General features: G+C 38.1%; 20 protein-coding genes and 1 other RNA gene. 10 read left to right on the top strand and 11 right to left on the bottom strand.

All coding sequences use genetic code 11. From position 1 onward, the window contains the following. On the bottom strand, window positions 1–294 hold a 294-nt coding region (locus ACVWYG_RS03910), incomplete at its 3' end, for a hypothetical protein (protein WP_457268823.1). Window positions 295–670: 376 nt separating this feature from the next. On the opposite strand from ACVWYG_RS03910, the gene ACVWYG_RS03905 reads away from it, so the two are divergent. The 4 genes from ACVWYG_RS03905 to ACVWYG_RS03890 all read left to right on the top strand — a co-directional run bounded on the left by ACVWYG_RS03905 (window position 671) and on the right by ACVWYG_RS03890 (window position 7,465). Next, window positions 671–1,423, top strand: a complete 753-nt coding sequence (locus tag ACVWYG_RS03905; RefSeq protein ID WP_457268822.1) for an ImuA family protein — start codon at window positions 671–673, stop codon at window positions 1,421–1,423. 2 nt (window positions 1,424–1,425) lie between these two features. Further along, on the top strand, window positions 1,426–2,964 hold the full coding sequence (locus ACVWYG_RS03900; protein ID WP_457268821.1) for a Y-family DNA polymerase: 1,539 nt from the start codon (window positions 1,426–1,428) through the stop codon (window positions 2,962–2,964). 848 nt (window positions 2,965–3,812) lie between these two features. After that, window positions 3,813–7,040: an error-prone DNA polymerase gene (locus ACVWYG_RS03895; RefSeq protein ID WP_457268820.1), complete on the top strand. Its 3,228-nt coding sequence runs from the start codon at window positions 3,813–3,815 to the stop codon at window positions 7,038–7,040. Between the two features lie 185 nt (window positions 7,041–7,225). Next, window positions 7,226–7,465, top strand: coding sequence for a hypothetical protein (locus ACVWYG_RS03890; protein WP_457268819.1), 240 nt, complete (start codon window positions 7,226–7,228; stop codon window positions 7,463–7,465). 1,018 nt (window positions 7,466–8,483) lie between these two features. Here the strand turns inward: ACVWYG_RS03890 and ACVWYG_RS03885 are convergent. Continuing rightward, a complete protein-coding gene (locus tag ACVWYG_RS03885; RefSeq protein ID WP_457268818.1) occupies window positions 8,484–9,134 on the bottom strand; it encodes a YceH family protein in 651 nt (216 codons plus the stop codon). A 297-nt stretch (window positions 9,135–9,431) separates the two neighbouring features. On the opposite strand from ACVWYG_RS03885, the gene ACVWYG_RS03880 reads away from it, so the two are divergent. Then, window positions 9,432–10,481: an NAD(P)-dependent alcohol dehydrogenase gene (locus ACVWYG_RS03880; RefSeq protein WP_457268817.1), complete on the top strand. Its 1,050-nt coding sequence runs from the start codon at window positions 9,432–9,434 to the stop codon at window positions 10,479–10,481. Window positions 10,482–10,557: 76 nt separating this feature from the next. Here the strand turns inward: ACVWYG_RS03880 and ACVWYG_RS03875 are convergent, their stop codons facing one another. The 6 genes from ACVWYG_RS03875 to ACVWYG_RS03850 all read right to left on the bottom strand — a co-directional run bounded on the left by ACVWYG_RS03875 (window position 10,558) and on the right by ACVWYG_RS03850 (window position 14,743). Then, window positions 10,558–12,135, bottom strand: a complete 1,578-nt coding sequence (locus tag ACVWYG_RS03875) for a S8 family peptidase (RefSeq protein WP_457268816.1) — start codon at window positions 12,133–12,135, stop codon at window positions 10,558–10,560. A 112-nt stretch (window positions 12,136–12,247) separates the two neighbouring features. After that, window positions 12,248–12,630, bottom strand: an RNA gene (gene rnpB / locus ACVWYG_RS03870) — RNase P RNA component class A. A gap of 74 nt (window positions 12,631–12,704) precedes the next feature. Continuing rightward, the gene (locus ACVWYG_RS03865) at window positions 12,705–13,034 is read right to left on the bottom strand and encodes a c-type cytochrome (protein WP_457268815.1); all 330 of its coding nucleotides are present in this window, start codon (window positions 13,032–13,034) and stop codon (window positions 12,705–12,707) included. A 238-nt stretch (window positions 13,035–13,272) separates the two neighbouring features. After that, on the bottom strand, window positions 13,273–13,923 hold the full coding sequence (locus ACVWYG_RS03860; RefSeq protein ID WP_457268814.1) for an SCO family protein: 651 nt from the start codon (window positions 13,921–13,923) through the stop codon (window positions 13,273–13,275). Window positions 13,924–13,986: 63 nt separating this feature from the next. Beyond that, a complete protein-coding gene (locus tag ACVWYG_RS03855; RefSeq protein WP_457268813.1) occupies window positions 13,987–14,193 on the bottom strand; it encodes a heavy metal-binding domain-containing protein in 207 nt (68 codons plus the stop codon). Window positions 14,194–14,371: 178 nt separating this feature from the next. After that, window positions 14,372–14,743 carry a hypothetical protein gene (locus tag ACVWYG_RS03850; protein WP_457268812.1) on the bottom strand — a complete coding sequence of 124 codons (372 nt, stop codon included), beginning with the start codon at window positions 14,741–14,743 and terminating at the stop codon, window positions 14,372–14,374. Between the two features lie 73 nt (window positions 14,744–14,816). Between ACVWYG_RS03850 and ACVWYG_RS03845 the strand changes: the two genes are divergently transcribed. Continuing rightward, on the top strand, window positions 14,817–15,368 hold the full coding sequence (locus ACVWYG_RS03845) for a hypothetical protein (protein ID WP_457268811.1): 552 nt from the start codon (window positions 14,817–14,819) through the stop codon (window positions 15,366–15,368). 308 nt (window positions 15,369–15,676) lie between these two features. On the opposite strand, the gene ACVWYG_RS03840 is transcribed toward ACVWYG_RS03845, so the two are convergent. Next, complete coding sequence (locus ACVWYG_RS03840) at window positions 15,677–16,045, bottom strand: YccF domain-containing protein (RefSeq protein ID WP_457268810.1); 369 nt, start codon at window positions 16,043–16,045, stop codon at window positions 15,677–15,679. A gap of 306 nt (window positions 16,046–16,351) precedes the next feature. Next, window positions 16,352–18,088 carry a phospho-sugar mutase gene (locus ACVWYG_RS03835; RefSeq protein ID WP_457268809.1) on the bottom strand — a complete coding sequence of 579 codons (1,737 nt, stop codon included), beginning with the start codon at window positions 18,086–18,088 and terminating at the stop codon, window positions 16,352–16,354. A 181-nt stretch (window positions 18,089–18,269) separates the two neighbouring features. Between ACVWYG_RS03835 and ACVWYG_RS03830 the strand changes: the two genes are divergently transcribed. The 4 genes from ACVWYG_RS03830 (at window position 18,270) to ACVWYG_RS03815 (ending at window position 23,127) form a co-directional block, all read left to right on the top strand. After that, entirely contained in the window at window positions 18,270–19,583 is a 1,314-nt protein-coding gene (locus ACVWYG_RS03830) for an aspartate kinase (protein WP_457268808.1), read from the top strand. A gap of 359 nt (window positions 19,584–19,942) precedes the next feature. Next, window positions 19,943–21,172 (top strand): diaminopimelate decarboxylase, encoded by a 1,230-nt coding sequence (lysA, locus tag ACVWYG_RS03825; RefSeq protein ID WP_457268807.1) that lies wholly within the window; start codon window positions 19,943–19,945, stop codon window positions 21,170–21,172. A 681-nt stretch (window positions 21,173–21,853) separates the two neighbouring features. Next, complete coding sequence (locus ACVWYG_RS03820; RefSeq protein WP_457268806.1) at window positions 21,854–22,570, top strand: peroxiredoxin-like family protein; 717 nt, start codon at window positions 21,854–21,856, stop codon at window positions 22,568–22,570. A gap of 77 nt (window positions 22,571–22,647) precedes the next feature. Further along, window positions 22,648–23,127, top strand: a complete 480-nt coding sequence (locus tag ACVWYG_RS03815) for a thioredoxin family protein (protein WP_457268805.1) — start codon at window positions 22,648–22,650, stop codon at window positions 23,125–23,127. Window positions 23,128–23,520: 393 nt separating this feature from the next. On the opposite strand, the gene ACVWYG_RS03810 is transcribed toward ACVWYG_RS03815, so the two are convergent. Next, window positions 23,521–25,776, bottom strand: coding sequence for an ATP-binding protein (locus ACVWYG_RS03810; RefSeq protein WP_457268804.1), 2,256 nt, complete (start codon window positions 25,774–25,776; stop codon window positions 23,521–23,523). Between the last annotated feature and the right edge of the window lie 39 nt (window positions 25,777–25,815).

Genomic DNA, 25,815 nt, shown 5'->3' with positions numbered 1-25,815 from the left:
CTCTGCAATCCTTTTCTTTAGTAGAAGACTCTCAAAGTCGTCCAACTTTTGTGCTGTGTTCTTTGACATAGGGCTATAATTGGGAACAATAGTAGACTTTCTCGTCCTGATCCCGGTATCGTAGCCCAATTGTTGCATCCAGCGGAGAAGCTGTCCATGCTCTTCTTTCTTGCCCGTATATTTCTCCCATATCGACGCTTTTGTGCAGCCCGTAGAAATCAGCTCCCGAATCATCCCATGTTTTTCTGCATCGGTAAAATCTTTACCTGCTTTTTGAATCATATTTTTGCCCATATTTTACACTTTTTTGTGTAAACCTATTCTAGGACAAGACAGATAACCCGACCCTTGCGCAGCTTGGGGCACGCCCAAAAAAACAAAAAGTCGTTTGCTAAAAAATTAATTATATCGTTTGGGCGTTCCCCTCGGCCAAGCTTTTGTCCAACGCTCGTGCCAAGCTCGTGCCCAACGCTCGGGTCAGGTATTCCATTACGATCTTTTAGGCTCATTCCTCGCAAAAAAGGATTTTCATTTCTATTCTTAACGTAGGTTAGAGTTTTTGTCGCCTCAACATCTAAACAGCTAGCCCACCAATAAAATACTAAAAAAGTTATCCACATTATTATAAAATACTAATATTTTTAGCAAAATTTGCAGAGAGGTAAATGAGATGGAAAATCTGCAGAAGAAAAATAAAGAAGACGTTATCTCTCGATTGCGAAAAGAAATTTTGCATTTGGAGGGATTCAAGCCTATTGAAAGCCAATCGGAAGATAATTTTGGTTTGGGCGATTTAGAGTCGGTTTTTCCGAATGGTGTTTTCCCTACAGGAGTGATTCATGAATTTTTATGTGCAGAAAAAGAACAGACTGCCGCAAGTGGTGGATTTATTTCTGGTCTTTTAGCCAAATTGATGCAGCATAACGGGACTTGTGTTTGGATCAGTAGTTCTCGTTTGCTTTTTCCACCGGCATTAAAAGTCTTTGGCGTAAGTCCAGATAAAATAATTTTCATCGATTTGAAAACAGAAAAGGATATTCTTTGGGCTACAGAAGAAGCCTTGAAATGTAGTGGATTAAAGGCGGTAGTAACCGAATTAAAAGAACTCAACTTTGCACAATCCCGCCGAATTCAGCTTGCGGTAGAAAAAAGCAAGGTAACAGGTTTCATGCTTCGCAGCGATGAAAGTAAAATTAAATCTACCGCTTGTGTGGCACGTTGGCGCGTTAATTCTTTACCCAGCATTACGCAAAACGGAATGCCCGGTGTTGGTCATCCAAACTGGCAAGTAGAAATTTTGAAAGTTAAAAATGGTCAAACTGGTACTTGGCAGATAGCGTGGTCGGCCAATGGATTTAGACCTTTAAATAGACAGAAATTAAATTTAGAATTCCAACAAAATATAAAACTAAAAGTAGGTTAGCAATGCAAAAGCGGTATATGTCTTTATGGTTTAAGCATTTATTGCCAGACAGATTGGCCATTCATAAAGCCGAATTGCGCACGCTTGCTTTCGTTTTTGCAGCCAACGAAAAAAATAGAAAAGTCATTACAGCCATAAATCCTATAGCTCTAAAACAGGGGTTAAAAATAGGTATGCCACTTGCAGATGCAAAGGCATTAGTTCCAGACATAGAAGTCTTTGATTATAAAGTTGGGATGGAATTAAAGCTACTCAGAAAATTGGGAGAATGGTGCATCCGCTACACGCCATGGGTAGGAATAGATGCATCGGATGGGTTAATTATGGACATTACTGGTTGTACGCATTTATGGGGTGGAGAACGTGCTTATTATACAGAAATTGTAAATAAACTTAGACTTCGAGGGTATGAAGTGCGCGGTGCAATTGCAGATACTATTGGTACAGCTTGGGCAGTTGCACGTTTTGGAGAAGTAACACCGATTGTAAAATCTGCTCAACAAACACATGCTTTATTAACCTTAGATCCCGCTGCTTTACGTTTGCAACATTCAGATATTTTAGAGCTGTCTAATCCTTCTGGGGAAGAAATTCTCAAACGTTTACATAAACTGGGCATGCATCGGATCGATCATTTTATAAACATCCCACGTTCAGTTTTACGGCGCCGTTTTGGAGAAGGTTTGCTATTTCGGTTGGAGCAAGCTTTAGGATTAAAAGATGAAAAATTTATATCTATCCAAATTCCCGAACCTTATAGAGAAAGTTTACCCTCTTTAGAACCCATACGCACTGCTACTGGAATAGAAATTGGAATAGAGAAATTATTAGAAAAACTTTGCCTGCGTTTACAAGCAGATGGTATGGGAATTAGACATGCTGTATTAACTTGTTATCGCATTGATGGAAAAATTATAAAAACAGAAATTGGCACCCATAAGCCTTCTAATCATAAGCCGCATTTGTTTAAGCTTCTTGCCATGAAGATAGATACCATAAAGCCGGCACTTGGAATAGAGTTATTTACCTTAGAAGCTACAAAAGTAGAACAAGCTCCAGAGCAGCAAGAAGCTTTATTTAGTGGAGGAAAAGAAGTTGCAGAGCAAGAAGTTGCTGAGTTGTTAGACCGCATAGAAACCAAAATTACAGGAAGTATCATTAGTAAATATTTGCCTGTAGAACATTATTGGCCAGAGCGTTCTATTAAAAAGGCAACTTCCATTGCAGAACAGCCAGCTATGGTTTGGAAGTCAAATAAACCACGGCCTACACAACTTTTAAATCATCCTGAGAGGGTAGAAGTAACCGCGCCGATTCCAGATTATCCCCCTATGCTTTTTATTTACAAGGGCAAAGCACATTTGGTTAAAAAAGCAGATGGACCAGAACGGATAGAGAGCGAATGGTGGTTAGAAGCCGGGGAACATAGAGATTATTATTTATTAGAAGATGAAGATGGAAAACGTTATTGGGTATTTAGATCTGGACATTATGCACCTAACAAGCAAGGAAAATGGTTTTTGCATGGATTTTTTGCATGAGAAATGGGTTGCGGGTTGAATGTTAAAAGTTGAAAGTCTGGGTGTCCAAAACTCCCTTTCTTATTTTCAAGGAGGGGTTGGGGGTGGTTGACGAAAGGGGTCGTCACTTCAAGGAACTACCTGTCCAGAATTCTTCGGGAAGAAGTCTGACACTAAAGATTTTTATTCGATCAAATGCAAGTTTTATTTTAAAGAGGAGAATTTGAGATTGATTTGGGCGCTTTTACCCGCTTTCCATTATATCTTGCTTCGGTAGAAATACCGAAGAAAGGATGCCATTCCAATCGGGAGCGCTAGCGAGTTGCCAAAAATGGAGGAGACAAGAATTAAGGATTAGAAGAGTAAATAAATCGGTAATTTAAGCTTCCATCTTTATTTTCAAGGAGGGATTGGGTGGTTTTTAGAGTAACCATCTGGATTGTAATCCCGTTTTATCTTAAATACGACATCGGCCTGGAGGAGGTCAGGTTATACGCTGTAATTCTCCATCATGCTAGAAGTGGCCTTGTAGCGATTTGGAGGAAAAAATGCCTAAAACCGTTTGCAGATACGCTCATAATGCAGTTCCCATAATAATTTTCAGCCTGTGCAATGGGGTCGAGAAGAGGAAGAGGCCTCAAATTATTGCGAATAGCGATTTGGCAAATTTTTACCCAAAGAGCTGCGCAGCCTTGATTTTTGTAACTTTTTTTAAGAAAAAGTTAGACGCCAGTCTGGCCAAGACGGATGGGAGTAGCGTGGCGAAAATGATTCAGACAAATTAAAGATACCGAAACAAGTTCGGCATGACGTGCGGAATATTTAAATACTTACTAATAAATACTCAATCTCATCCTCACCCTCAAAACATGTACACCGAACTTCAAGTAACCACAAATTTTAGCTTTTTAAGAGGTGCTTCCCATCCAGAGGAAATGGTGCAGCAAGCTGAAATTTATGGCTATAAAAAAATTGCCATTACCGACAGGAATACTTTAGCAGGAATAGTACGTGCGCATGCGGCTACGAAAAATATAGACCTCAAAATCATCCCTGCTTGCCGATTGGATCTTTTAGATGGACCAAGTCTACTCGCTTATCCAACCAATATAAACGCTTACAGTAAGTTATCAGCTTTGCTAACTTTAGGTAATTTAAGGGCAGAGAAGGGGAAATGTCATTTGTATAAAGCAGATGTATATGAACATTCGGAAGGGATGATTTTTATTGTACTTCCGCCTATTACACTTCAACAAGAGTTTGATTTTGAAGAAGATTTCTCGATTCAATTGGCAGCTTATAAAAAGTCTTTTGGCACTTCGCTTTACCTAGGTGCGTATAGAAGTTATCAAGGTCAAGACCATAAGATTTTATACCGACTTGATCAGCTTTCAAAACAACTTAACATACCGCTAGCTGCAACAAATAACGTTTACTATCATGATGCAAAGCGTAGAGAATTACAGGATATATTAACCTGTGTTCGAGAAAAATGTACGATACAAAATGCCGGGTTTCAACTTAATCAAAATGCAGAAAGACATTTAAAAACCGAAGAAGAAATGCAGCGGCTTTTTAGACAATACCCAGAAGCCATAATGAACGCGCAACATATTTCTGAAGCCTGCAAATTTTCTTTAAATGAATTAAAATACGTTTATCCTGATGAGATTACCACAGCCGGTAGAACTCCGATGGAAGAATTGGTTTATCTAGCTTGGGAAGGTGCAAAGAGTTGTTTTGGAGATCCCATTCCTCAGAAAATGGTAGATTCTATAAATTATGAACTCAAGTTTATAGAAGAGATGAACTATGCTTCCTATTTTCTTACGGTTTATGACATTGTTCGTTTTGCGCGAGATAGAAAGATTCTTTGTCAGGGTCGAGGCTCTGCAGCAAACTCTACTGTTTGTTATTGTTTGGGCATTACCTCTGTAGATCCCACAAAATTTGATTTGTTATTTGAACGGTTCATTTCTTCTGCAAGAAATGAACCGCCAGATATTGATGTAGATTTTGAACACGAGCGAAGAGAAGAAGTGATTCAATACATTTATGAAAAGTATGGCAGAGATCGAGCGGCTATCGTAGCAACGGTAACCCAACAACATCAAAAAGGGGCAATTAGAGATGTTGGTAAAGCCATGGGATTATCGGTTGATACCGTAGAAAGACTTTCGGCTTCTGTTTGGAAATTTACCAATGAATGGTTTGAGAAGGAACGTTTGTTAGAGCAGGGCTTAAACCCTGAGGATCCTCATTTGCGAAAAGTGTTAGAACTTACGGAGCAAATGTTAGGTTTTCCAAGGCAATTGGGGCAACATACAGGCGGATTTGTAATTACGCAAGGAAAACTATCAGATTTATGCCCCATTTTGAATGCCCGAATGGACAATCGGACTAACATAGAATGGAATAAAGATGATATTGATGCGCTCGGTTTTTTAAAGATAGATGTTCTTGCGTTGGGCATGCTTACCTGCATTCGAAAAGCATTCGATTTAGCAAAGCAGCATTACAATTTAGACCTTACGCTTGCAAATATACCTCAAGATGATCCTAAGGTATATGAAATGATAAGTCATGCCGATACGCTTGGTGTTTTTCAGATAGAAAGTAGGGCACAAATGGCCATGTTGCCACGTCTGCGCCCTAAATGTTTTTATGATTTAGTGATAGAGGTTGCCATTGTTCGCCCGGGACCGATTCAAGGAGATATGGTTCATCCATACATCAGGCGGAGAAATGGCGAAGAGGCGGTAGAATATCCATCAAAGGAATTGGAAGAAATTTTAGGGAGAACATTGGGCGTTCCGCTTTTTCAAGAACAAGCCATGAAAATCGCCATCGTTGCTGCAGGTTTTACACCTACCGAAGCAGATGAACTTCGAAGAAGTATGGCCACCTTCAAAATGAAAGGCATGGTTAATAGGTTCGAAGAAAAACTGGTAAACGGGATGATGAAAAAAGGCTATACCCGAGAATTTTCAGAAAGGGTTTTTCGACAATTAAAAGGTTTCGGAAGTTATGGTTTCCCTGAAAGTCATGCGGCAAGTTTTGCCTTATTAGTATATGTTTCTTGTTGGTTAAAATGTTTTTATCCCGATGTTTTTGCTGCGTCGTTGCTAAACAGCCTCCCCATGGGCTTTTATCAGCCTGCCCAAATTATAATTGATGCAAAAAAACATGGTGTGGAATTACGACCGATAGATGTAAATCTTTCTGCTTGGGACAATACCTTAGAAGAACAAAGCGGAAAATATAAAGCCCTGCGATTGGGTTTTAGACAAATTAAAGGGATGAATGAAACAGAAATATCACAATTGTTAGCTGCCCGTGGTAGCGGATATAAAACCATCCCAGAAATGAGGACAGCAGGAGTGGGGCAGGCTGCTTTAGAACGATTGGCAGATGCCGACGCGTTTAGATCTATGGGATTGGATAGACGAAAAGCACTTTGGGAAATCTCGGCACTGGCAGACAGACCAATTGCTCTTTTTGAAGAACAACCTTCAGAAAGTGCCAAAGAAATACAGGTAGAGTTGCCATTCATGACTAAATCTGAACATGTGGTGCAAGATTATTCAGCTACATCGCTCTCGCTTAAAGCACACCCAATAAGTTTTATTAGAGAAAAATTAAGCTTGTTGCACATACGGTCTAGTAAAGAAATTTATGAAACAAGCGCAGGCATCAAAGTTAAAACAGCAGGATTGGTATTGGTTAGACAACGCCCTGGAACTGCAGGTGGCGTTTGTTTCATCACCATAGAAGATGAAACCGGTTTCGTTAATCTGGTAATATTTAAGCATTTATTCGAAAAATATAGGAAAGAAATATTAGGAGCAAGATTACTGATGGTTGAAGGAAAACTTCAACGAGAAGGAGAAGTGGTTCACGTTATTGTGCAAAAATGTTTCGATTTGAGTAAAATGTTGAAAGGATTGACGGATACTAAAAAAGATGATTTACCCCTGCTAACGCTATCTCGAGCTGATGAAAAAACACCTTTTCCACAACAACATAAAATTCCACAAGTACAGCCTGCACCTGCAAATGACGAAGAAGTTTTTTATAAGGGGCGGAATTTTAAGTAATATTAAAGCCAATACCCTATCATTGCTCGCGCACGCTTGCGGCTTGTGAAAACTAACAATCTTGTAAATTTTGACATGCGCGATACGCGTGCGCCCGCAAACGGAACAAATGAAATTTATGTTCGTGGGGACACGAACCTAGGATAAGGAAATACAGGAAAGAAATATTAGGAGCAAGATTACTAATGGTTGAAGGAAAACTTCAACGAGAAGGTGAAGTGGTACACGTAATTGTACAAAAATGTTTCGATTTGAGTAAAATGTTGAAAGGGTTGACGGATACTAAAAAAGATGATTTACCCTTTCTAACGCTATCTCGAGCTGATGAAAAAACACCTTTTCCACAACAACATAAAATTCCACAAGTACAGCCTACACCTGCAAATGACGAAGAAGTTTTTTATAAGGGACGGAATTTTAAGTAATATTAAAGCCGATAGCCTTTCATTGTTCTCGCACGCCTGTGGCTTGTGAAAACTAACAATTTTGTAAATTTTTGACACACGCGATAAGCGTGCGCCCGCAAACGGAACAAATGAAATTTATGTTCGTGAGGACACGAACCTAGGATGAGAATTTGCAGAATTTATGTTCGTGAGGACACGAACCTAGGATAAGGATGCGAAACACAACAGGTTGAAGTAGTAAGTATAAAAACATTTGTAAAATACAACCTCTTTGTTCGTGCCTGAACCTCGCAATGACCATATTTCGAGTAGCATAATTCCTAGCACACGCGCCGTCATTGCGTGGCACGAAGCAATCTCAGCTGAAGGAAATGAAACGGTGAGAAATAGTCACCACTTGAAATGCTAGCAGACGATGGGAAAATGCGATTAACAGATGTAGCAGAGCAGTCACAGTAAAAATAAGGTTCACAATAGTTTGTGAAAAAATTAACGAATATAGATTGCTTCGTGCCTCGCAATGACGTATTTCGAGTAAGCACGACTCCTAGCACACACGCCGTCATTGCGAGGCACGAAGCAATCTCAGGGGAGGAAATGAAACGGTGAGAAATAGTCACCACTTGAAATGCTACAAAACGTTGGGAAAATGCGATTAATAGATGTAGCAGAGCAGTCACATTAAAAATAAGGTTCACAATAGTTCGTGAATAAATTGACGAGCACAGATTACTTCGTGCCTCCCAATGACGTATTTTGAGTAGCATAATTCCTAGCACACGCGCCGTAATTGCGAGGCACGAAGCAATCTCAGCGGAAGGAAATGAAACGGTGAGAAATAGTCACCACTTGAAATGCTAGCAAACGTTGGGAAAATGCGATTAACAGATGTAGCAGAGCAATCTCAGTAAAAAAAAGGTTCACAATAGTTCGTGAATAAATTAACGAATACAATCTCGAAAACGAAATTTTGTCGTTTTGGTATCTGAAAAGAACAAAACCGAGGAACGAGGAATGTTGCAAATACAGAACTTTTCTATCCATTCATCAATAGATTTACCATCTCTTTTAATTCTGCTAGTTCTAATTCTAGTGCAGCGACCCTTGGTTCTAAATCGATGTTGTTTGCAGGTTTTTGTTCTTCTTTTTCTAATGGAATTTCTTCGATTTCTAAGTTTGGATCTCTTAATAAATGAATATATCTGCCTTCTTTCTGTCCAGGTCTTTTTTGGAGTTTTTTTACAAACGGATGCTCGCCTTCTGCAAGGTTTTCTAAGTGCTCGGTTACTTCCTCTATGCTTTCAAATTCGAATAATCTACCACTATTGCTGTTTATTTCGCCAGATGTAAGTGGTCCGCGTAAAAATAAAAGGCATAAGATAGATAGGTCTGCCGGTACTAATGGAAATACGATTCCTAGATTGTGCTTGTATTTGGTCACTCTACTGCTTCCACCGGTTGCAGTAGAGATAAGTCCCATTATTTTAAGTTGGTTTAATGTGGTAATAACCAAATCATCATCATAATTTACCACAGGGTTGCGCGCAGATTTTTGGTTGCAACCTAATGTTAAGCTGTTTAAACTCATCGGATATACTTCTGGAGTGGTTCTGCTTTTTTCTATCAGCACCCCCAATACTCTTTGTTGTTCTGTAGTAAGTTGAGGAATTTTAGTTTGGTTGTCCATATTGTAAAAATATAAAAGATTTAATGCCACCACCATTATTGCCATCAATTATTTAAACATATTTATTTATTAAGAAAGGTTTTGAGACCTGCTTATACATCATGCGAGCGCTAACGACAGGAACGGCATCTTTTTTGGCTTTTTCTTTCAGCCAAAAAAATACAGTGGATGGCGTGTTAAAGCGCCCAAAAATTTATATTAAAAATAAAATATGGCAGTAGTAATTTTAGGATATGAACTATTGAAACTTTTGGGAACTCTTTGTGTTGATAGGTTGAGACTAAAGAAATAAAAAAAATGATAGAAGCAAAAGGCTATGCAGTTCATAGCAAAACGGATAATTTGGCACCTTGGAGTTTTGAACGCCGAGATTTAAATGAGCATGACGTATTAATTGACATTGCTTTCTGTGGCATTTGCCATTCAGATATACACCAGGTTCGCAGCGAATGGGGAGATGCAATTTACCCAATGGTACCCGGTCACGAAATTGTTGGTCGTATAAACGAGATTGGCTCAGCGGTTAAAAAGTTTAAAAAAGGCGATTTAGTTGGTATTGGCTGTATGGTTGACAGTTGCAAAACCTGTCCGACTTGCCAAAGTGGCTTGGAGCAATTTTGCGAAAAAGGCGAAACGGTATTCACTTACAACAGTTTAGAAAGAGATAAAAAGACACCTACGTACGGTGGTTACAGCAATAAAATTGTTTGTACCGAAGAGTTTGTGGTGAAAGTAAGCGAAAACTTGCCACTAAGCGGTGTTGCACCGTTACTCTGTGCAGGAATAACTACGTACTCGCCAATAAAAAGATGGGGGATAGGTAAAGGCCATAAGGTAGCCGTTGTAGGTTTAGGTGGTTTAGGACACATGGCTGTGAAATTTGCTGTAGCTCTTGGTGCAGAAGTTACCGTTTTAAGTACTTCGCCATCTAAAGAGGAAGATGCAAAGCGTTTAGGCGCACATAATTTTTGCATAACTACCAATCCAGAACATGTAGAAAAATATACAAACTATTTCGATTTTACCATCGATGCGGTATCGGCACCACATGATTACGAAATGTATTTTGGTTTATTGGGTGTAAACGGTGTGCATATTTGTGTAGGATTGCCAACCGAACCTATGAATTTTAGTGCTTTCTCTTTGTTAAAGGGAAATAGAAGTTTAACAGTTTCGAGCATAGGTGGAATAGCAGAAACACAAGAGATGTTAGATTTCTGTGCAGCGCACGATATTGTTTCTGATGTTGAAGTGATTAACATAAACTATGCAAACGAAGCCTACGAACGCGTTTTAAAAAGCGACGTAAAGTATCGTTTTGTGATTGACATGGATACTATGGAATAATTTTAAAATCTATTGATATTTAAAAAGCCCCGCAAATTTTTAGTTTGCGGGGCTTTTTTATTGGATTTTATTCTAGTTAATAAGTAGCTGCCAGCTTTAACGCTTTATACGCATTTACAATGCCACCACTAATGCAAAGGTCTGAGAAAGGGACAGATACACTATCAGCTCCTTTTAAGTAACTGACGTTATGCTCTACTTTTACAACAGATTTTACGATAATTTCTTTTACCTGTTTCGCAGATAATTTTGGATAATATTCTCTAATAAGCGCAGCCAAACCTGCCACCACTGGAGAGGCCATACTTGTTCCACTTTCCTCTTTATAATCGTTTCCAGCTACTGTACTCAAAATAGCGACTCCTGGTGCAAAAACATCTACTTGCGTTTTGCCGAAGTTAGAGAAGCTGGCTTTTAAGGTTGAGTCGTTTTTAGGTCCGGAAGCACCAACGGTAATCCAAGAATCTATGGTCGCTTGGTCTAATCCTTTGTGATTCGGAAAATTGTTTTCTACATCAATATCTTCATTGTCATTGCCTGCAGCTTGTACGAGCAATACATCCTTTTTTGCTGCATATTTCATCGCTGCGTCTACCGCTGCCTTATCATAGCTATAAGCTTTTCCAAAGCTCATGTTAATTACTTTTGCCCCATTATTCACCGCATAATAAATGCCATTGGCAACATCTTTATCTCTTTCATCTCCATTAGGCACCACACGTACGCCCATAATGGCAACGTCATTTGCAACTCCTTTTATGCCTAGGCTATTGGTTCTATCGGCACCTATAATTCCTGCTACATGCGAACCGTGCAAAGCGTCGGGACCTTTTACATCGTTGTTTCCATAAAATTTTTCTTTACTGTTCTCTGGGTCGTCGCCTACAATACTTCTTGGATCGTACTCTAAATTTAAATTGTAATCTGCCTGTTGACCATAGTATTTCATCCCTTCCAGAATCTGATTGTCGTAAAAGTCTTTGAAGCTTGAGGTCTGTAGTGTTTTAGCGAGCACACTTTGAATGCGAGTTTCCATATCATTTTGAGGCTTGTAATTTGCAATTTCTTCTGCAGTAGGGTCTGGTTTTCCAATGTGCTTGACAAGTCCATCTAGCGCATTTTTAAAACCCGTTACACCAGCTAAATTTTGCTTCGCATCTGCAAGCTTACTTTCATATTCCGTACGTGCTTTTTTAAACTCAACATAGGCTGCGGTATCCTTTGCTGCAACGTTTTCATCAGTTGTAGAAGCAAAGCGTTTCATATCTCTCCGAACTAAGCGCGTAAGTTCTAAAGTTTCATAGTTAACAGCCGTGTCTTTTCCACCTAAAAAGTCCCAACCGTGTATATCATCTATGTAACCATTTTTATCGTCATCTTTTCCATTTCCGGCAGTTTCTTTTGGGTTGGTCCAGATAACACTTTTAAGGTCTTCATGGTTTACGTCTACTCCGCCGTCATTTACCGCAACGATTATCTTTGTTGGCCTTTTGTTTTTTAAGAGTTCATTGTATGCTTTCTCGGTGCTTATCCCAAAAACTGAGTCGGTTTTCAAATCTAAATTCTGCCAATTTGCTTTCTGCGCGCTTGCTAAAAACGGTACAGAAATCGCTATTGCAAGACCCAGGGCTCCTTTTAAAATAAATTTATTCATTTTCTAGTTTCTTTTTTACGCAAATTATAAAATTAATTTTTAAGGAACTAGCACGTTGGGTTAAATGATGTTAAAATGGAGTTTGAAAACAGTTTTTTTACAATTTTTAGAAAAAAAATGCAGGCCTATAAGCCGGGTTCTGTGATTTTGCTTTCGCAAAGTTTTCTATCATTTATCTAGGATCTGGCGTTGCCGCCAACCTCCAACAACCTACCCACTAACATCGGACGGGCAGCCCTACATGCGTTAGCCTATTTGGTTTTTCAACTCCCGGGGTTTACAATCAAAGGCCATCACTAACCCTTGTCGTGCGCTTTTACCACACGTTTTCACCCTTACTTCAACAAAGTCAAAGCGGTATATTTTCTGTTGCACTTTCCGTAACCTAGGTTTTCAATCCTAAATCCCTTTCTGTTAGAAAGCGAGATGCCCTATGTTGCCCGGACTTTCCTCTTTCTCAACCGAAGTTGAAACAGCGATAGAACAGCCTGCATTTCCTGCAAAGATGTGTTTTTTCTAGCGCAAAGCGATGAATTTTAAATTATTATTGTCCTTGGTGTTGTTTCGAGTTATTTTTCGCAGTTTCGTAAATCCCTGGTCACCTGCTGATAGGTATATGTTCCTTGTTTATTACCGAAACTATTGGTTATGTAAACCATCACCTGCGCAATATCTATTGGCGCATATTCTGGAAAAGCGGGCATTTTTTCACTGTACATTTTACCGCTAATGTTCAAAGGTTTTTGCAATCCATTTTTAATGATACAAGCTATATTTGTCTTATTCGCGCTAAGATATTTTACATCGGTAAGTGGCGGTGCAAGCATTCCTAAACCTTCTCCACGTTCACCGTGGCACCCCTGGCAATTGTTTTGGTAAAGTTCTCTTCCACTGGACATATAACTCTGAAATTGAATTTGCTCTTTATTTTGGCATGAGAAAAAAATCAATCCAAGTACTGATAGATAAACAATTGTAACGACGGATTTACGCATAAAAAGGATTTCTAAAACAATTGATTGTTGTGTACTAATGTAGGAAAAGCAGAAGTAGATTTCGGTTTTTTTTTCAGACAGTCTATTGTTTTTTAAGCAATAAAAAAACTCAGCATCTTTAGTGCTGAGTTTTTAATTTGACTTATTTTTTTTCGGCCAATAAAAGCGGAATGTCTTTTTCCATCTGGGCAACTTGTTCTGGTTTTGTTCCGTCGTAAGCACCTCTAACATGCCTATTCTGATCGACCAAAATTAAGTAACCTTGATGAATGTAGCCATCTTTTGAGGTGCTATCTTGCCCAACTGCAACTAAATAGCTTTTCTCTGCCAATGGATAAACTTGATCTTTGGTTCCGTAAAGAAATTGCCATTTTGGCCCATCTACGCCTAGTTTCTCCGCATACTTTTTCAGCTTGCTCGGCAGGTCGTATTTAAAATCTATGGTGTGGGACAAAAACATTACGTTGGGATTGTCTTTAAATTTTTGATATACCGGAAGCAGATTTCTGTGCATAATCGGACAAATACTTGTACAAGAAGTAAAAAAGAAATCGGCGACATAAACTTTGCCATCGGTTATTCTATTGGTAGTTAATACGCTATCTTGATTTAAAAATGTCCATTCTGGAATTTTTTGATAAACGGTGTCTATGGTTTCTTTACCATTTGAATCTTTAACAGTCTCTGCATGGCGTTCGCCATAATAAGGAAGCGTTTTAGAGACATTATTGCAAGCATTAAATAAAAGAGTAGCTACCAAACCGGCGGCTAAATAAGGAAAAAAGGTTTTCATGTTTTGTAAATTTATGATAAATGTACAACCTTATGCGTACACAAATTAATTCTAAAGGTGAAATTACTTTTTTACGATGAGTGTCATGCCACATTTTGGACATTTTCCGGGTTTGTCCGAGGTGAAACCGGTATCCATTCTACAGGTATATTGTACTTTCTTTTTTTGATTTGCTTGCGCTGTAGGAATTTGTTTTTTGGCACTGTTGGAACAGGCAGCCATACAGAAAGTTATGGCTAGCGCTATAGGGAGAATTTTTATGTAATTCATGGGGTTGAAAATTAAAGAGATTTTGTCCGGCAAGGCCGGTACGAATTTGAGCTTTTAGCGTATTGCATGCATTACTCCAGTAAGTGTCTGTGAATTCGCTAATAAACCGCAATGCCAATCCGTTACGCGAATGCATTAATCAGGTTTAGAAGCAGATCTTCAAAGGATAAATTAGTGTTTAGACAGCTCTTGGAGGATGGAAGATAGTTACCGATCGATTAATTGTTGATTTTTCGAGATATTCGATCGTTGGTTTTGCAACACTCGTAAATAAATCTTGCTGCACAGAGATAATCTTAAACATTACGAAACCCTCAAGTGATTTTTTTAAATTTTCTTGACTTGTTTTTGTCTTTTGATCTAAGTCTTTAAGTTTTTTTGAAAGAAAGCATTTTCCGTCGCAATTTAGCTCTGGATGTGCTCTATTAACACAAAACACACTGGTGATATAATCTTTGTTTAATTGATAGGTCGAATACATAATCAACTGCATGCAGCAATTGCTAACCATACATATTGTCAACAGGAATACAACGAGACTTTTAATCATTTTGTGTTGGCAAACTTAGCAAACAATGTTTTTAAATAAAAATGATAACTTAGGCTAATCTAATTTATGACAAATGAGGAACACGCTCCTTACGCGCGCCATAACTTTGTTTCTAATTTCTTTTGGATCTTACGTACAGGCGTTTTGCCAGGTAGATACTACCATAACTTTGGACCAAAACAGAACATTTAGCAATCCAATTCTTTATGGAGAAGTGTTTGTTGGAGGTTCTTTCGGAGTTTTGTACGGTGCCGAGCTTAACTATCAGGTTAGGCAATCTTTGTTTACAGCGCGAATTACTGCGATTACCCAAATTGAGACGGAAGTTGTTGGTTTTTTTATTCCAGTATTTTACTTAAAAGAACAGTATTATGAGCCCGCTCTGCTTTACGGGTATCGTTACATTAAAAGTGGACATTCGCTTGGCGTTTCCGCAGGTTTGTCGTACAACAATAAGCTGATCTACTCACCAAGATATAATGTTTATTCGGAAAGAAGCGAATATATTGGATTTCCATTCGAGGTAAACTATAAAATATTTAAGAAAAAAAAGGCTCGTTACCGAATCATCTATGGCATTTTTCCAATCGGAAAGCCCACTGCGTTTTCCAGAAGTTTTGGGTAAAAAATAAGTGGCAACGTTTCTAGATATAGTTATGTAGGTGTTGGAATAACTTTAGGTCTTGGTTTCCATAAGGTTTATGAATAATGAAATAAGAGCAGGAAATTAGGTTAAATTTTAACTTTTATAAATGTTTAATCGAGCAAAATTATTTTAATAATCCTCGCTATTTTAGCCGCTGCCAAGTCTGTGTCTCCGAAATCCTAGATCAAAACCGTTTGTGAAGACACGTACAATGGGGTTAGTGCTTCACATTTTTTTACTAATTAAGAAGCTAAGAAATCGTCAAACCGATTGGCTCGAATTCGTAATCAGTTAACAGATTTTCCAAAGGGAGTAAAGGCAAGGTTCATCAATTTAAAATGCTGCCGGCCAAATGGTATGCCGATAATGGTCAGGCAGAGCAAAATTCCAAAAAAGAAGTGGGTTAAGGCAATCCAGAGCCCGCCACAGCAAATCCAAATAATGTTCATTATTGTAGATAAGCATCCTGTGTTAGAGGATGTTTCAGTTATTTTAACACCAAAGGGAGCAAGGCCTACGATTGCAAATTTGAAACATTGTAGTCCGAAAGGAATTCCAATTATGGTGAGGCAAAGGATTAAGCCACCGATGATGTATTCTATAAAGATGAAAAATCCTCCGAAAATAATCCAAATAATATTGCCTAAGAGATTCATAGTTTGCGTTTTATTTTAGATGTGAGGAAATTCTGTTTGTTACATATTTATCCATATTGAAATGGATAAATGCTTATTCAGTTCTGAATTTAAGAACTAAACTTCTCGAATTTAAAGGCATTGATATTATAGCTGCTAGACGCGCTAACGACAGAAATGGTATCCTTTTAGCGGCTTTTTTTCGCTAAAAGATATAATGGATGGCGTGTAAAAGCGCCCAAAAAAATGAAAACAAATTTTATTACTACGACACAAAAATGCCTCGCAACTTTTTAAAGTTACGAGGCTTTCCTATGTTGGTATTTATTATGCCTGTAAATCTTCCATTACTGCATTTACCTTATCCGTTAATTCACTATTCACTTTATCAAAATCCTTCGCGTTTGCTAAAGGCGCATTTACGCTACAATAGAATTTAATCTTCGGTTCCGTTCCACTAGGTCTTGCCGAAACGATGCTTCCATCTTCGGTAATAAATTGTAATACATCTGACGTTGGATAATCTAATTTAATTACCTCTTTGGTGTGCAAATCCGTTTCTTTGCCAAGTTCATAATCCTTCAGAACCGCAACTTTAGAGCCACCCAAGCTTTTTGGTGGGTTATTTCTAAAACCTTCCATCATGGCTTTAATTTCTTCTGCCCCGGTTTTGCCTTTTTTAGTAAGCGACACTAAATCTTCTTTATACAACCCGTATTCCACATACATATCTAACAGGGCTTCATATAAAGATTTGCCTTTGTCTTTATAATAGGCAGTCATTTCTGCGATAAAAGCAGCGGAAACGATGGCATCTTTATCTCTAACTAAGTCGCCTATAAGGTAGCCGTAGCTCTCTTCGCCACCGCCGATAAAATACTTTTTACCTTCTAATTCAGTCATTAGTTGGCCGATGTATTTAAATCCCGTTAGCGTGTTGTAATATTCTACATTTTTTTTCTTAGCAATCTCTGCGATCAAATTTGAGGTTACAATTGTTTTTACAATAAATTGGTTTCCATCTAATTTTCCCTTTTCTTCCCAAGCGGTTAGTAAGTAATTAATAAGTAGGCTGCCAGTTTGATTGCCATTTAATAATATCCACTCCTTGTTAAGGTCTTTTACTGCTACACCAACGCGATCGGCATCAGGATCTGTAGCCAAAACCAAATCAGCGTCGATTTCCTTGGCTTTCTTTAAGGCCAAGGTAAGTGCTTCTTTTTCTTCCGGATTTGGATAAACAACTGTTGGAAAATTGCCATCAGGCGTACTTTGCTCTTCTACCAGCGTCAAATTTGTAAAACCGAACTGCTTTAATGCTTGTGGCAGCAAAGTTATGCCGGTTCCGTGAATCGGAGAAAATACAATCTTTAGATCGTGCTGATTCTTTATGGCCTCGGGCGAAATAGACAAAGCGGTAATGCCGTCTAGGTACAATTTGTCTACATCTTCGCCAATCATTTTGATGTTTTCGTCTACGCCATCGAACTTTACCTCTCCAATACTGTCGATTTTGTTTACTTCGTCGATAACCATTTTGTCATCTGGAGAAGTAAATTGCCCGCCGTCAGCACCGTAGGCTTTGTAACCATTATATTCCTTCGGATTGTGTGATGCAGTTAACATTACGCCGCTTTTACAGGCAAAATGTCTTACGGCAAAAGACAGTTCTGGCGTGGGTCTAAGGGCAGAGAAAAAATAAACATAAATACCATTCGCAGAAAATACGTTAGCTGTAATTTTTGCAAAATAATCCGAATTATTGCGACTGTCGTGCGCAATGGCTACACTTATTTTTTCATCGGGATATTTTTTATTTAGGTAATTTGCCAAACCTTGGGTTGCGGTGCCGATGGTGTATTTATTTACACGATTAGATCCTGCACCCATAATGCCACGCAATCCACCAGTTCCAAATTCCAAATTTTTATAAAAGGAGTCGGTGAGCTCTGTGCTCGCCTGGGCATCAACTAGTTTTTGAATTTCTTTTTTCGTATCGGCATCGTAATTGCCCTTTAGCCATTTGTCTATGGTTTTTTGTGTGGTGGGATCTATTGCACTCATGTATTCGTTTTTTTATATATGGATAAAAAGTAGATTAAAAACAATATAAATTTGGTGTGTGTATGTTTTAAAGGTGCATATCCAAATTTAATTTTTTGTGGATGTTGCAATTAAATCGCTTTTGCTTAATTTCACGCCCCGATACAATAATAAAGAAAAATTACCTATTCAAAATCTAAAAATGAAAATATTAAAATTTGGAGGAACATCTGTAGGCAGCGCGGAGCGGATGGCCAAATTGTTGGATATTATAAATCCTAATGAACCTCAAATCGTTGTTTTATCGGCTGTTGCCGGTACAACAAACAGTCTGGTAGATATTGCAAGTAAGCTGTTGAGAGGGGATAAGCCTGCTGGAAGAGCGGCTATTGAGGCCCTTCACGAGAAATATAAAAAGTTTGTAGTAGAACTTTTGCCGGATGCCGAATACCAAGAACAGGGCGGTTTTATTATCGATTACCATTTTAAATTTTTAGAAACACTTGTTCAAGATCTTTTTACAAACATCGAAGAGAAGGTGGTTTTGGCGCAGGGAGAATTGTTGTCCACTAGCCTCTATCACATTTATTTAAAATCCATAGGGGTTCCATCTATTTTGTTGGCCGCGTTAGATTTTATGAAAACCGATCAAGACAATGAGCCAGATATTCCATACATCACCAAACATTTACTACCGGTTCTGGAAGCCAATAAAGCAAACATGCTGTTTATTACGCAGGGTTATATTTGTAGAAATATTTTTGGGGAGGTAGATAACTTGCGACGTGGTGGAAGTGACTACACAGCATCTTTGCTAGGTGCGGCAATTACTGCAGAAGAGGTGCAAATCTGGACTGACATTGACGGCATGCACAACAATGATCCGCGGATTGTGAAAGGCACTAAACCCATTGCCCAACTTTCTTTTGATGAAGCGGCCGAGTTGGCTTATTTTGGAGCGAAAATTCTCCATCCTCAATCTGTTTTTCCGGCGCAGCGTTATAAAATTCCGGTTAGGTTGCTAAATACGATGGATCCGCACGCAAAGGGAACATTAATAAGTGCCGACAGCGAAAAGGGAAAAATAAAATCTATCGCCGCTAAGGATGGCATTACAGCAATTAGAATACAGTCTAGTAGAATGTTATTGGCTTACGGTTTTTTACGCAAAGTTTTTGAAGTTTTTGAGCGTTATAAAACTCCCATAGATATGATTACCACTTCTGAGGTTGCCGTTTCATTAACAATTGATGACGTAACTAGATTGTCAGAAATTATAAAAGAATTAGAAGATTTTGGGAAAGTGGAGGTTGATTCGGATCATAGTATCGTATGTGTAGTGGGAGATTTTGGTGCAAAGATGCATGGCTTTGCAAGTCGCGTTTTCGAGGCGATCAAACATGTGCCGATCAGGATGATTTCTTATGGCGGAAGCAACTACAACGTTTCCCTGCTTATTCCAAGCGAGTATAAAACAGAGGCGCTGAGAAGTTTGCATAACAGGTTATTTGATTAGAAGGTTTTGCTGACGCAACGCTTTAGAATTTATGCATAAAGCACATATAAAGCAAGACACAGCACCAGAATAGCCAACAACACATGTCCAAATAAAAAATTTAGCGGAAGTAGCTCGTTTTTGTATTTCCGATATGAGTTAAGCAAACCAAAAAACATCACAATACAAACAAATATGGTGGCAACTATAACCATTTTTTAAAGGATAAAAAGAATGCGATGATTACAATAAGTATAATGAAAAAACGGAGTTTTCCATTGTACTGTCTTTGTGTAATTCTACCATTTTTTAGGTCTAAATAATTGCCTAAATAAACCATAGCAAAAAACAGAATTGCAATAATAATTAAGAATTTAAACATGTTTAGCGATAAAGATATAGCAAAGTTTAACAACGAAGAAACTCCCTTCTACTATTATGATTTAAATTTGTTGCATAAAACCTTAAAACAGTGTGCAGATGCGGCCTCGACATACCATTATCATATACATTATGCGTTAAAGGCTAATGTAAATCCAAGAGTACTTTCAAAAATTAAAGATTTGGGTTTTGGAGCCGATTGCGTAAGTGCGGGAGAAGTCCGCAAGGCAATTGAAACTGGTTTCGAACCTAAAAAAATCGTATTTGCCGGTGTCGGAAAATCAGATCGAGAAATAAATGAAGCCCTAGATGTGGATGTCTTTTGTTTCAATGTAGAATCTATTCAAGAGTTAGGCGTGATAAACGAGCTTGCCGAGAAAAAAGGCAAAGTAGCTCAAGTTGCAATCCGCATTAACCCAAATGTTGATGCGCATACACATCACAACATTACGACGGGATTAGATGAAAATAAATTTGGCGTAAACTCTTGGGATTTGCCAGCTTGTGTGGATGTTTTAAAAGCTGCTAAAAATGTTCAATTTGTCGGTATTCATTTTCACATTGGGTCTCAGATTACAAATTTAGACGTATACAAAAATCTTTGTGTTCGTGTTAACGAATTTAGCAATTGGTTTGCCGATAAAGGTTTTACCGTTAAAGTTTTAAATGTTGGAGGTGGCCTAGGCATCGACTATCAAGAACCAAATGCACAAATACCAGATTTTGTGGCATATTTCAAGATTTTTAACGATTTTTTAGAATGTAAACCACATCAAGAGGTTCATTTTGAACTTGGTAGGGCTTTAGTCGGGCAGTCCGCTAGCTTAATTACACGCGCACTTTACATCAAAAATGGTAAAAAGAAGAATTTTGTGGTTCTTGATGCAGGAATGACCGAATTAATGCGCCCTGCACTATACCAGGCCTATCATAAAATAGAAAATTTGAGTCAGCAATCAGCAATCAGTAGTCGGCAATCAGACCTCAGCGGGCGGAAATTAGATGATAAAGAACTCACATCTCAAATCTCACATCTCACATCCACAATCAAGTATGATGTGGTTGGGCCGATTTGCGAAAGCACCGATTGTTTCGGAAAAGAGGTAGAGCTTCCAGAAACTTTCCGTGGCGATGTCCTTGCAATCAGAAGCGCAGGTGCTTACGGTGAAGTGATGTCTACCAATTATAATTTGAGAGATAAGCTGAAGTTTGTTTTTAAGGAAGAATAAGAAGTAGTCTTAACAAAATTTGGATGAATTATTTAGCGATTGGCGATTGGTTCTGTAAACTATTTGTGCGCTTTTACCCGCTTTTTATTATATCTTTTCTTGGCCAAAACCGGCCCAAAAAAAGGATGTCATTCCAATCGGGAGCGCGAGCGAGTTGTTTACTATACTGCGATCAATAGCGATTCGAATGCATTTTACTAAATTAATTTTCACTTGTATTTGCTTTAGCGGAATCTGTGAATAATCGGCAAGTTTTACTCTCACATCTGCTTTATGTCCATCATATAAGGGCCAAACTTACCAAAGCTCAAAATCCACTAGAAAAGGAACGCCGTGTGGTATTGCTTTTTGATTTGAGTGATTCAAAATTACTGCTATTTTTACTTCCTTTTAAACAATTGACCCATCTTAAACAAAGTTCCACACGATTTGAATAAAGCAATTGGAAAATTAATAACAAAAGCCGGGTGGAAAAGGTTAGCACTTAATGGGGTAGATCAATTGATTTTTAGCTAGAGTTTAAGGTTTGTATTTCTTAATTTATAGTATTGAATTTCAATAAATTAACAGTAGTTTTATTATTAATTGATAGTTGTGGATTTATTCCGATTAAAATAAATAGTATTTTTTTTTGTCAGGATTTCTTTAAATAGCCGACCAACAGGATAAAATACAATAAAGATGAAAACAAAGGATAATTTTTACGCAAGAGGTACTGGTCGTTCTCTTCTTTTTTTACTGCTCGTTATTCTAACTTTAAGCTTATCGTTTCAGGCATCTGCGGCTGAAGAATCAGTGGACTTTGAGTTCGGAACCGTATGTAAGATGGGTTTAGACACTACTAAAATGATTTCTGGCGTTCCGCTGAAGCCTGAAGATGTTAGTCCATTACTAATCGGGGAGAAGATTCCCATACTTTTATTGACAAATGCGAAAGGTGAAATTGTAGATCTGAATAAAGCCATTGCTGAAAAGCCAACTATTCTCGTATTTTACCGGGGGGGATGGTGTCCTTTTTGTTCGAAACAACTTGCCGGCTTGCAGGAAATACAGAAGGATTTAATAGCTATGGGTTATCAGGTTATTGCTGTAAGTACCGATAGTCCTGAAAATTTGACAAAATCAATGACAAAGGAAAAATTATCTTATATGCTTTTGTCAGATGCTGATTTGAATGCCGCTAAAAAATTGGGTATTGCCTACAAAAGTCCTGCAAGCTACGATTCGTTCTTGCCTGCCGCTTCTGGTGGAAAAAATGTAGACAAGTTGTTGCCAGTTCCTTCAGTATTTATCTTAAACAAAGAGGGTGACATCGCTTTCGAATACATTAGTCCAAATTTTAAACAGCGTATAAGTGCTTCTTTATTGAAAGCTGCTGCAGAATCGCTACGCAACTAAAACTAACCCAGCTATCATATGTTGCAATAGTTACGAGACGCGATAGTGGTAATTACTATGAATTTAAACATTTTGTTATGAAACCCATCACTCATTATCCAACTTTAATTGTCATTTCCCTGGTACTTATGCTGAGCTCATTTGTTTATGTTCCGTGCACTAACGGTGTAAATTATTATGCGAAAGCACCAAAAGAGGTGATTTTTATTGAAAATTCGTGGAAATTGGCTGCGGAAAAAGCAGTGTTAGAACAAAAACTTGTTTTTGTAGATGCATATGCAGTTTGGTGTGGTCCCTGCAAACAGTTAAAATCAACGACTTTTAAGGACCCAAATGTGGCTGATTTCTTCAATAAAAACTTCGTGAATGTAACCATCGATATGGAAAAAGGAGAGGGAATAACACTTGCAGATAAATGGCAAATAGATTCATATCCAACATTGATGTTTTTAGATGCCAGTGGCAAGTTGGTTCTTAGTTCAATAGGATATTTAAATCCAAGAGATTTGATGGAATTTGGTAAACAAGCGCTCGCAAAGCAGAAAAAATCAAAATAATAGTAAAAATATTCTCGGTGGACTGCTAATTTAAGTTACCGCAGTGTTTAATTGGGTTAAATTAACACTGAGCGGACCCTATTTTTGTATTTAACTTAAAAAGCATTTCCAAAATATCCAAATAGGAAGTGATTTGTTTAGGGCGCGCTTACCTAGCAATTTGAGTCTTTACTCCATCAAATTAGTAAATGGGATTTGTTTCGAAAGGTTACCGTAAATAGTGGTTTTTAAAAAGTCTAATCTAAAGCAAAAAACTTTCGCACCGAGTTCGGGAGTAATGCAGCATGTTGGTCGGCTGACATTATTGTACCGAAAATTTTAGTTTCAAGTAAAATAAAAATTCTTATGTTAAATCGAAAAAGATTTCACAAGTGGTACATTGGTCCTCCAACTTTAAATTTCTTCCTTACTTATCATAGAATTTCCTGATCCTGCAGGCTTTTTAAACAGCACGTAAAATGTTGAACCTGCAGTCAAATTTGATTCAATCCAAATTTTTCCACCATGTTTCTCCATAATTTTTTTTACAATACTTAAGCCTATTCCTGTTCCTTCGTATTCTCCAGCCTGCTTCGATCTGGTAAACAATTCGAAAATTTTCTCATGATCTTCCGCATTAATTCCGATGCCGTTGTCGCTTATTCTGTATTGAATACAGTCTCCAATGTCCTCGCAGCCTATATCAACGATCGGTGTTTTTGTTTGGCTGGAATACTTGACAGCATTGCCAAGCAAATTAGAAAATACCTGCATAATCATTGTCTGATCGCCATAAATCTCCATTGGATTTCCTAAGTTTATTTCCAGATTTTCGAGGTTACTTGCAGCTAATATTTCTTCTTTCAGGTCTTGGAGTAGTGGCTCCATATCCACCGAAATCGGAGATATTTTGTCTAGTCCTACTTGTGAATATCGAAGCACTTCACCAATCATTTGTTGCATTTTATCTGTACTCCATAAAATACGTTCAACCATATGTTTGCCTCTTTCCGTAAGGTTAGTCTCTCTAGTTAGCAGCTGGCAATAACTTTTAATAGAAGTAAGTGGGTTTTTTAGATCGTGAGAAATGGTGTAACCAAATGAGTTAAGTTCATCATAGGCGGCCTTCAATTTTTCATTTTGCATTCTAATCTCCATCGCTTTTCTTGTGATGGCAAAGGCAACTTCCTCTCGGATTAAATGTGCGAATTTAATGTCTTCAATGCTCCAAGGCGTAGATGTGAATCGAACTGTTTGCGACCAAGCATCAAAAGAATTCCGCGGTGTAAGGCGTAAAATTCCTTCTGCGCTTACATCCACGGGCTTATCAGGATTTCCTGCCCATTCTACTGTATGTATTGTTTCGGCTCTAAACCATACCATATATTCCTTCAATTCTTTAGACAGTCTGCACGCAAGAATTCCTGATGCACATTCTACAAACTGAAGTGCAGCGGGATAATCGGTTGAGAAGTTATTAGATTCGTAGAATTGCTCGTCCATATTTTCTCCTAACCAATCAATTAAATTGGTCATAAAGGCTTTGTCCGGAGTAATTCCATTGGTGAAAAACCGATCATCAAAAGAAAAGAGAACGCCCGTTGCATCTACAGCATCTAACAAAGTAATGGGATAATCGAATAATATTTTCTCAAGATTCGCATTTGTAGCTAAACCTTTGCTAAGAATAATCCCTGCTTCTTTAAGCCGGTTACTTTTCGATAAATCTTCTTCATGCTGCCGGAAACCAATGGCCGAGGACAATACTTGGCCGATCAGCTTTGCCGACTCGCGTTCCTTATAGTTGATGAAACGGGGCGTATAGTTGTGACACGCCACCAATCCCCACAATTCTCCATGGCAAATTATTGATATACTAAAACTGGAAGCTACTTCCATATTTTTAAGGTATTGAATGTGTACCGGCGAAACCGCTCTTAAAACGGAGTGCGTTAAATCTAGCGGATTAACATCTATGTTTGCGAATGTGACTACTGCCGAGGGTTCCGTATAAACATTAGATATGAGCCTCGTGGGATTAATTTTGTACAATTCTCTCGCCTGTTTTGGTATGTCGGATGCAGGATAGTGTAAGCCTCTCCATGTGTCTAAATGAATTTCTTTTTCTTCTGCTACAACTTCTCCGTGGCCATCTTGATGAAACTTATAGACCATTACACGATCGTAACCTATCACTTTTTTAATCTGTTTAGCCGCATTATGGAGCAATTGTGAAAGATCTGCATCTGCCATCATCTGCGAAAGCGACTGTCCAACTATTCGGAGAGGATCCGATTTTAGATCAGAATATTCCGGCTCAAATTCTAATAAATACTGGTCTCCGGAAATGGAGATGATTAAATTAAAAGTCTCACCTTTTATTTGAACAGCAAAAGGATTAAAATTTTCAAAAGTATTATTGGCTTTTCCTAAAGTAATCAATTGAGTTAAGAAACCGATGGGAGCAGCACTTTCGAAAGAATCTTCTAAAAAAACAAGTGATTTATTCAGAAGATCATTTGTAGAAAGGGCAATATAATTAGACACATTTTCGCTGCAAAATGTGATGTTATATAATTGATCTGTAGCAATTAAAAACCCATGACTTTGGATTTTACCAGGAATATGTATTGGTTCTTGGTCACAATTGGTCAAATTAGCGTTAAACATTTCGAGCTATTAAGGAACTTATAAATCCATAGACTTGAC

Source organism: Pedobacter sp. UYEF25 (assembly GCF_054061655.1).
This window is presented reverse-complemented; position numbering and strand designations above follow the sequence as displayed.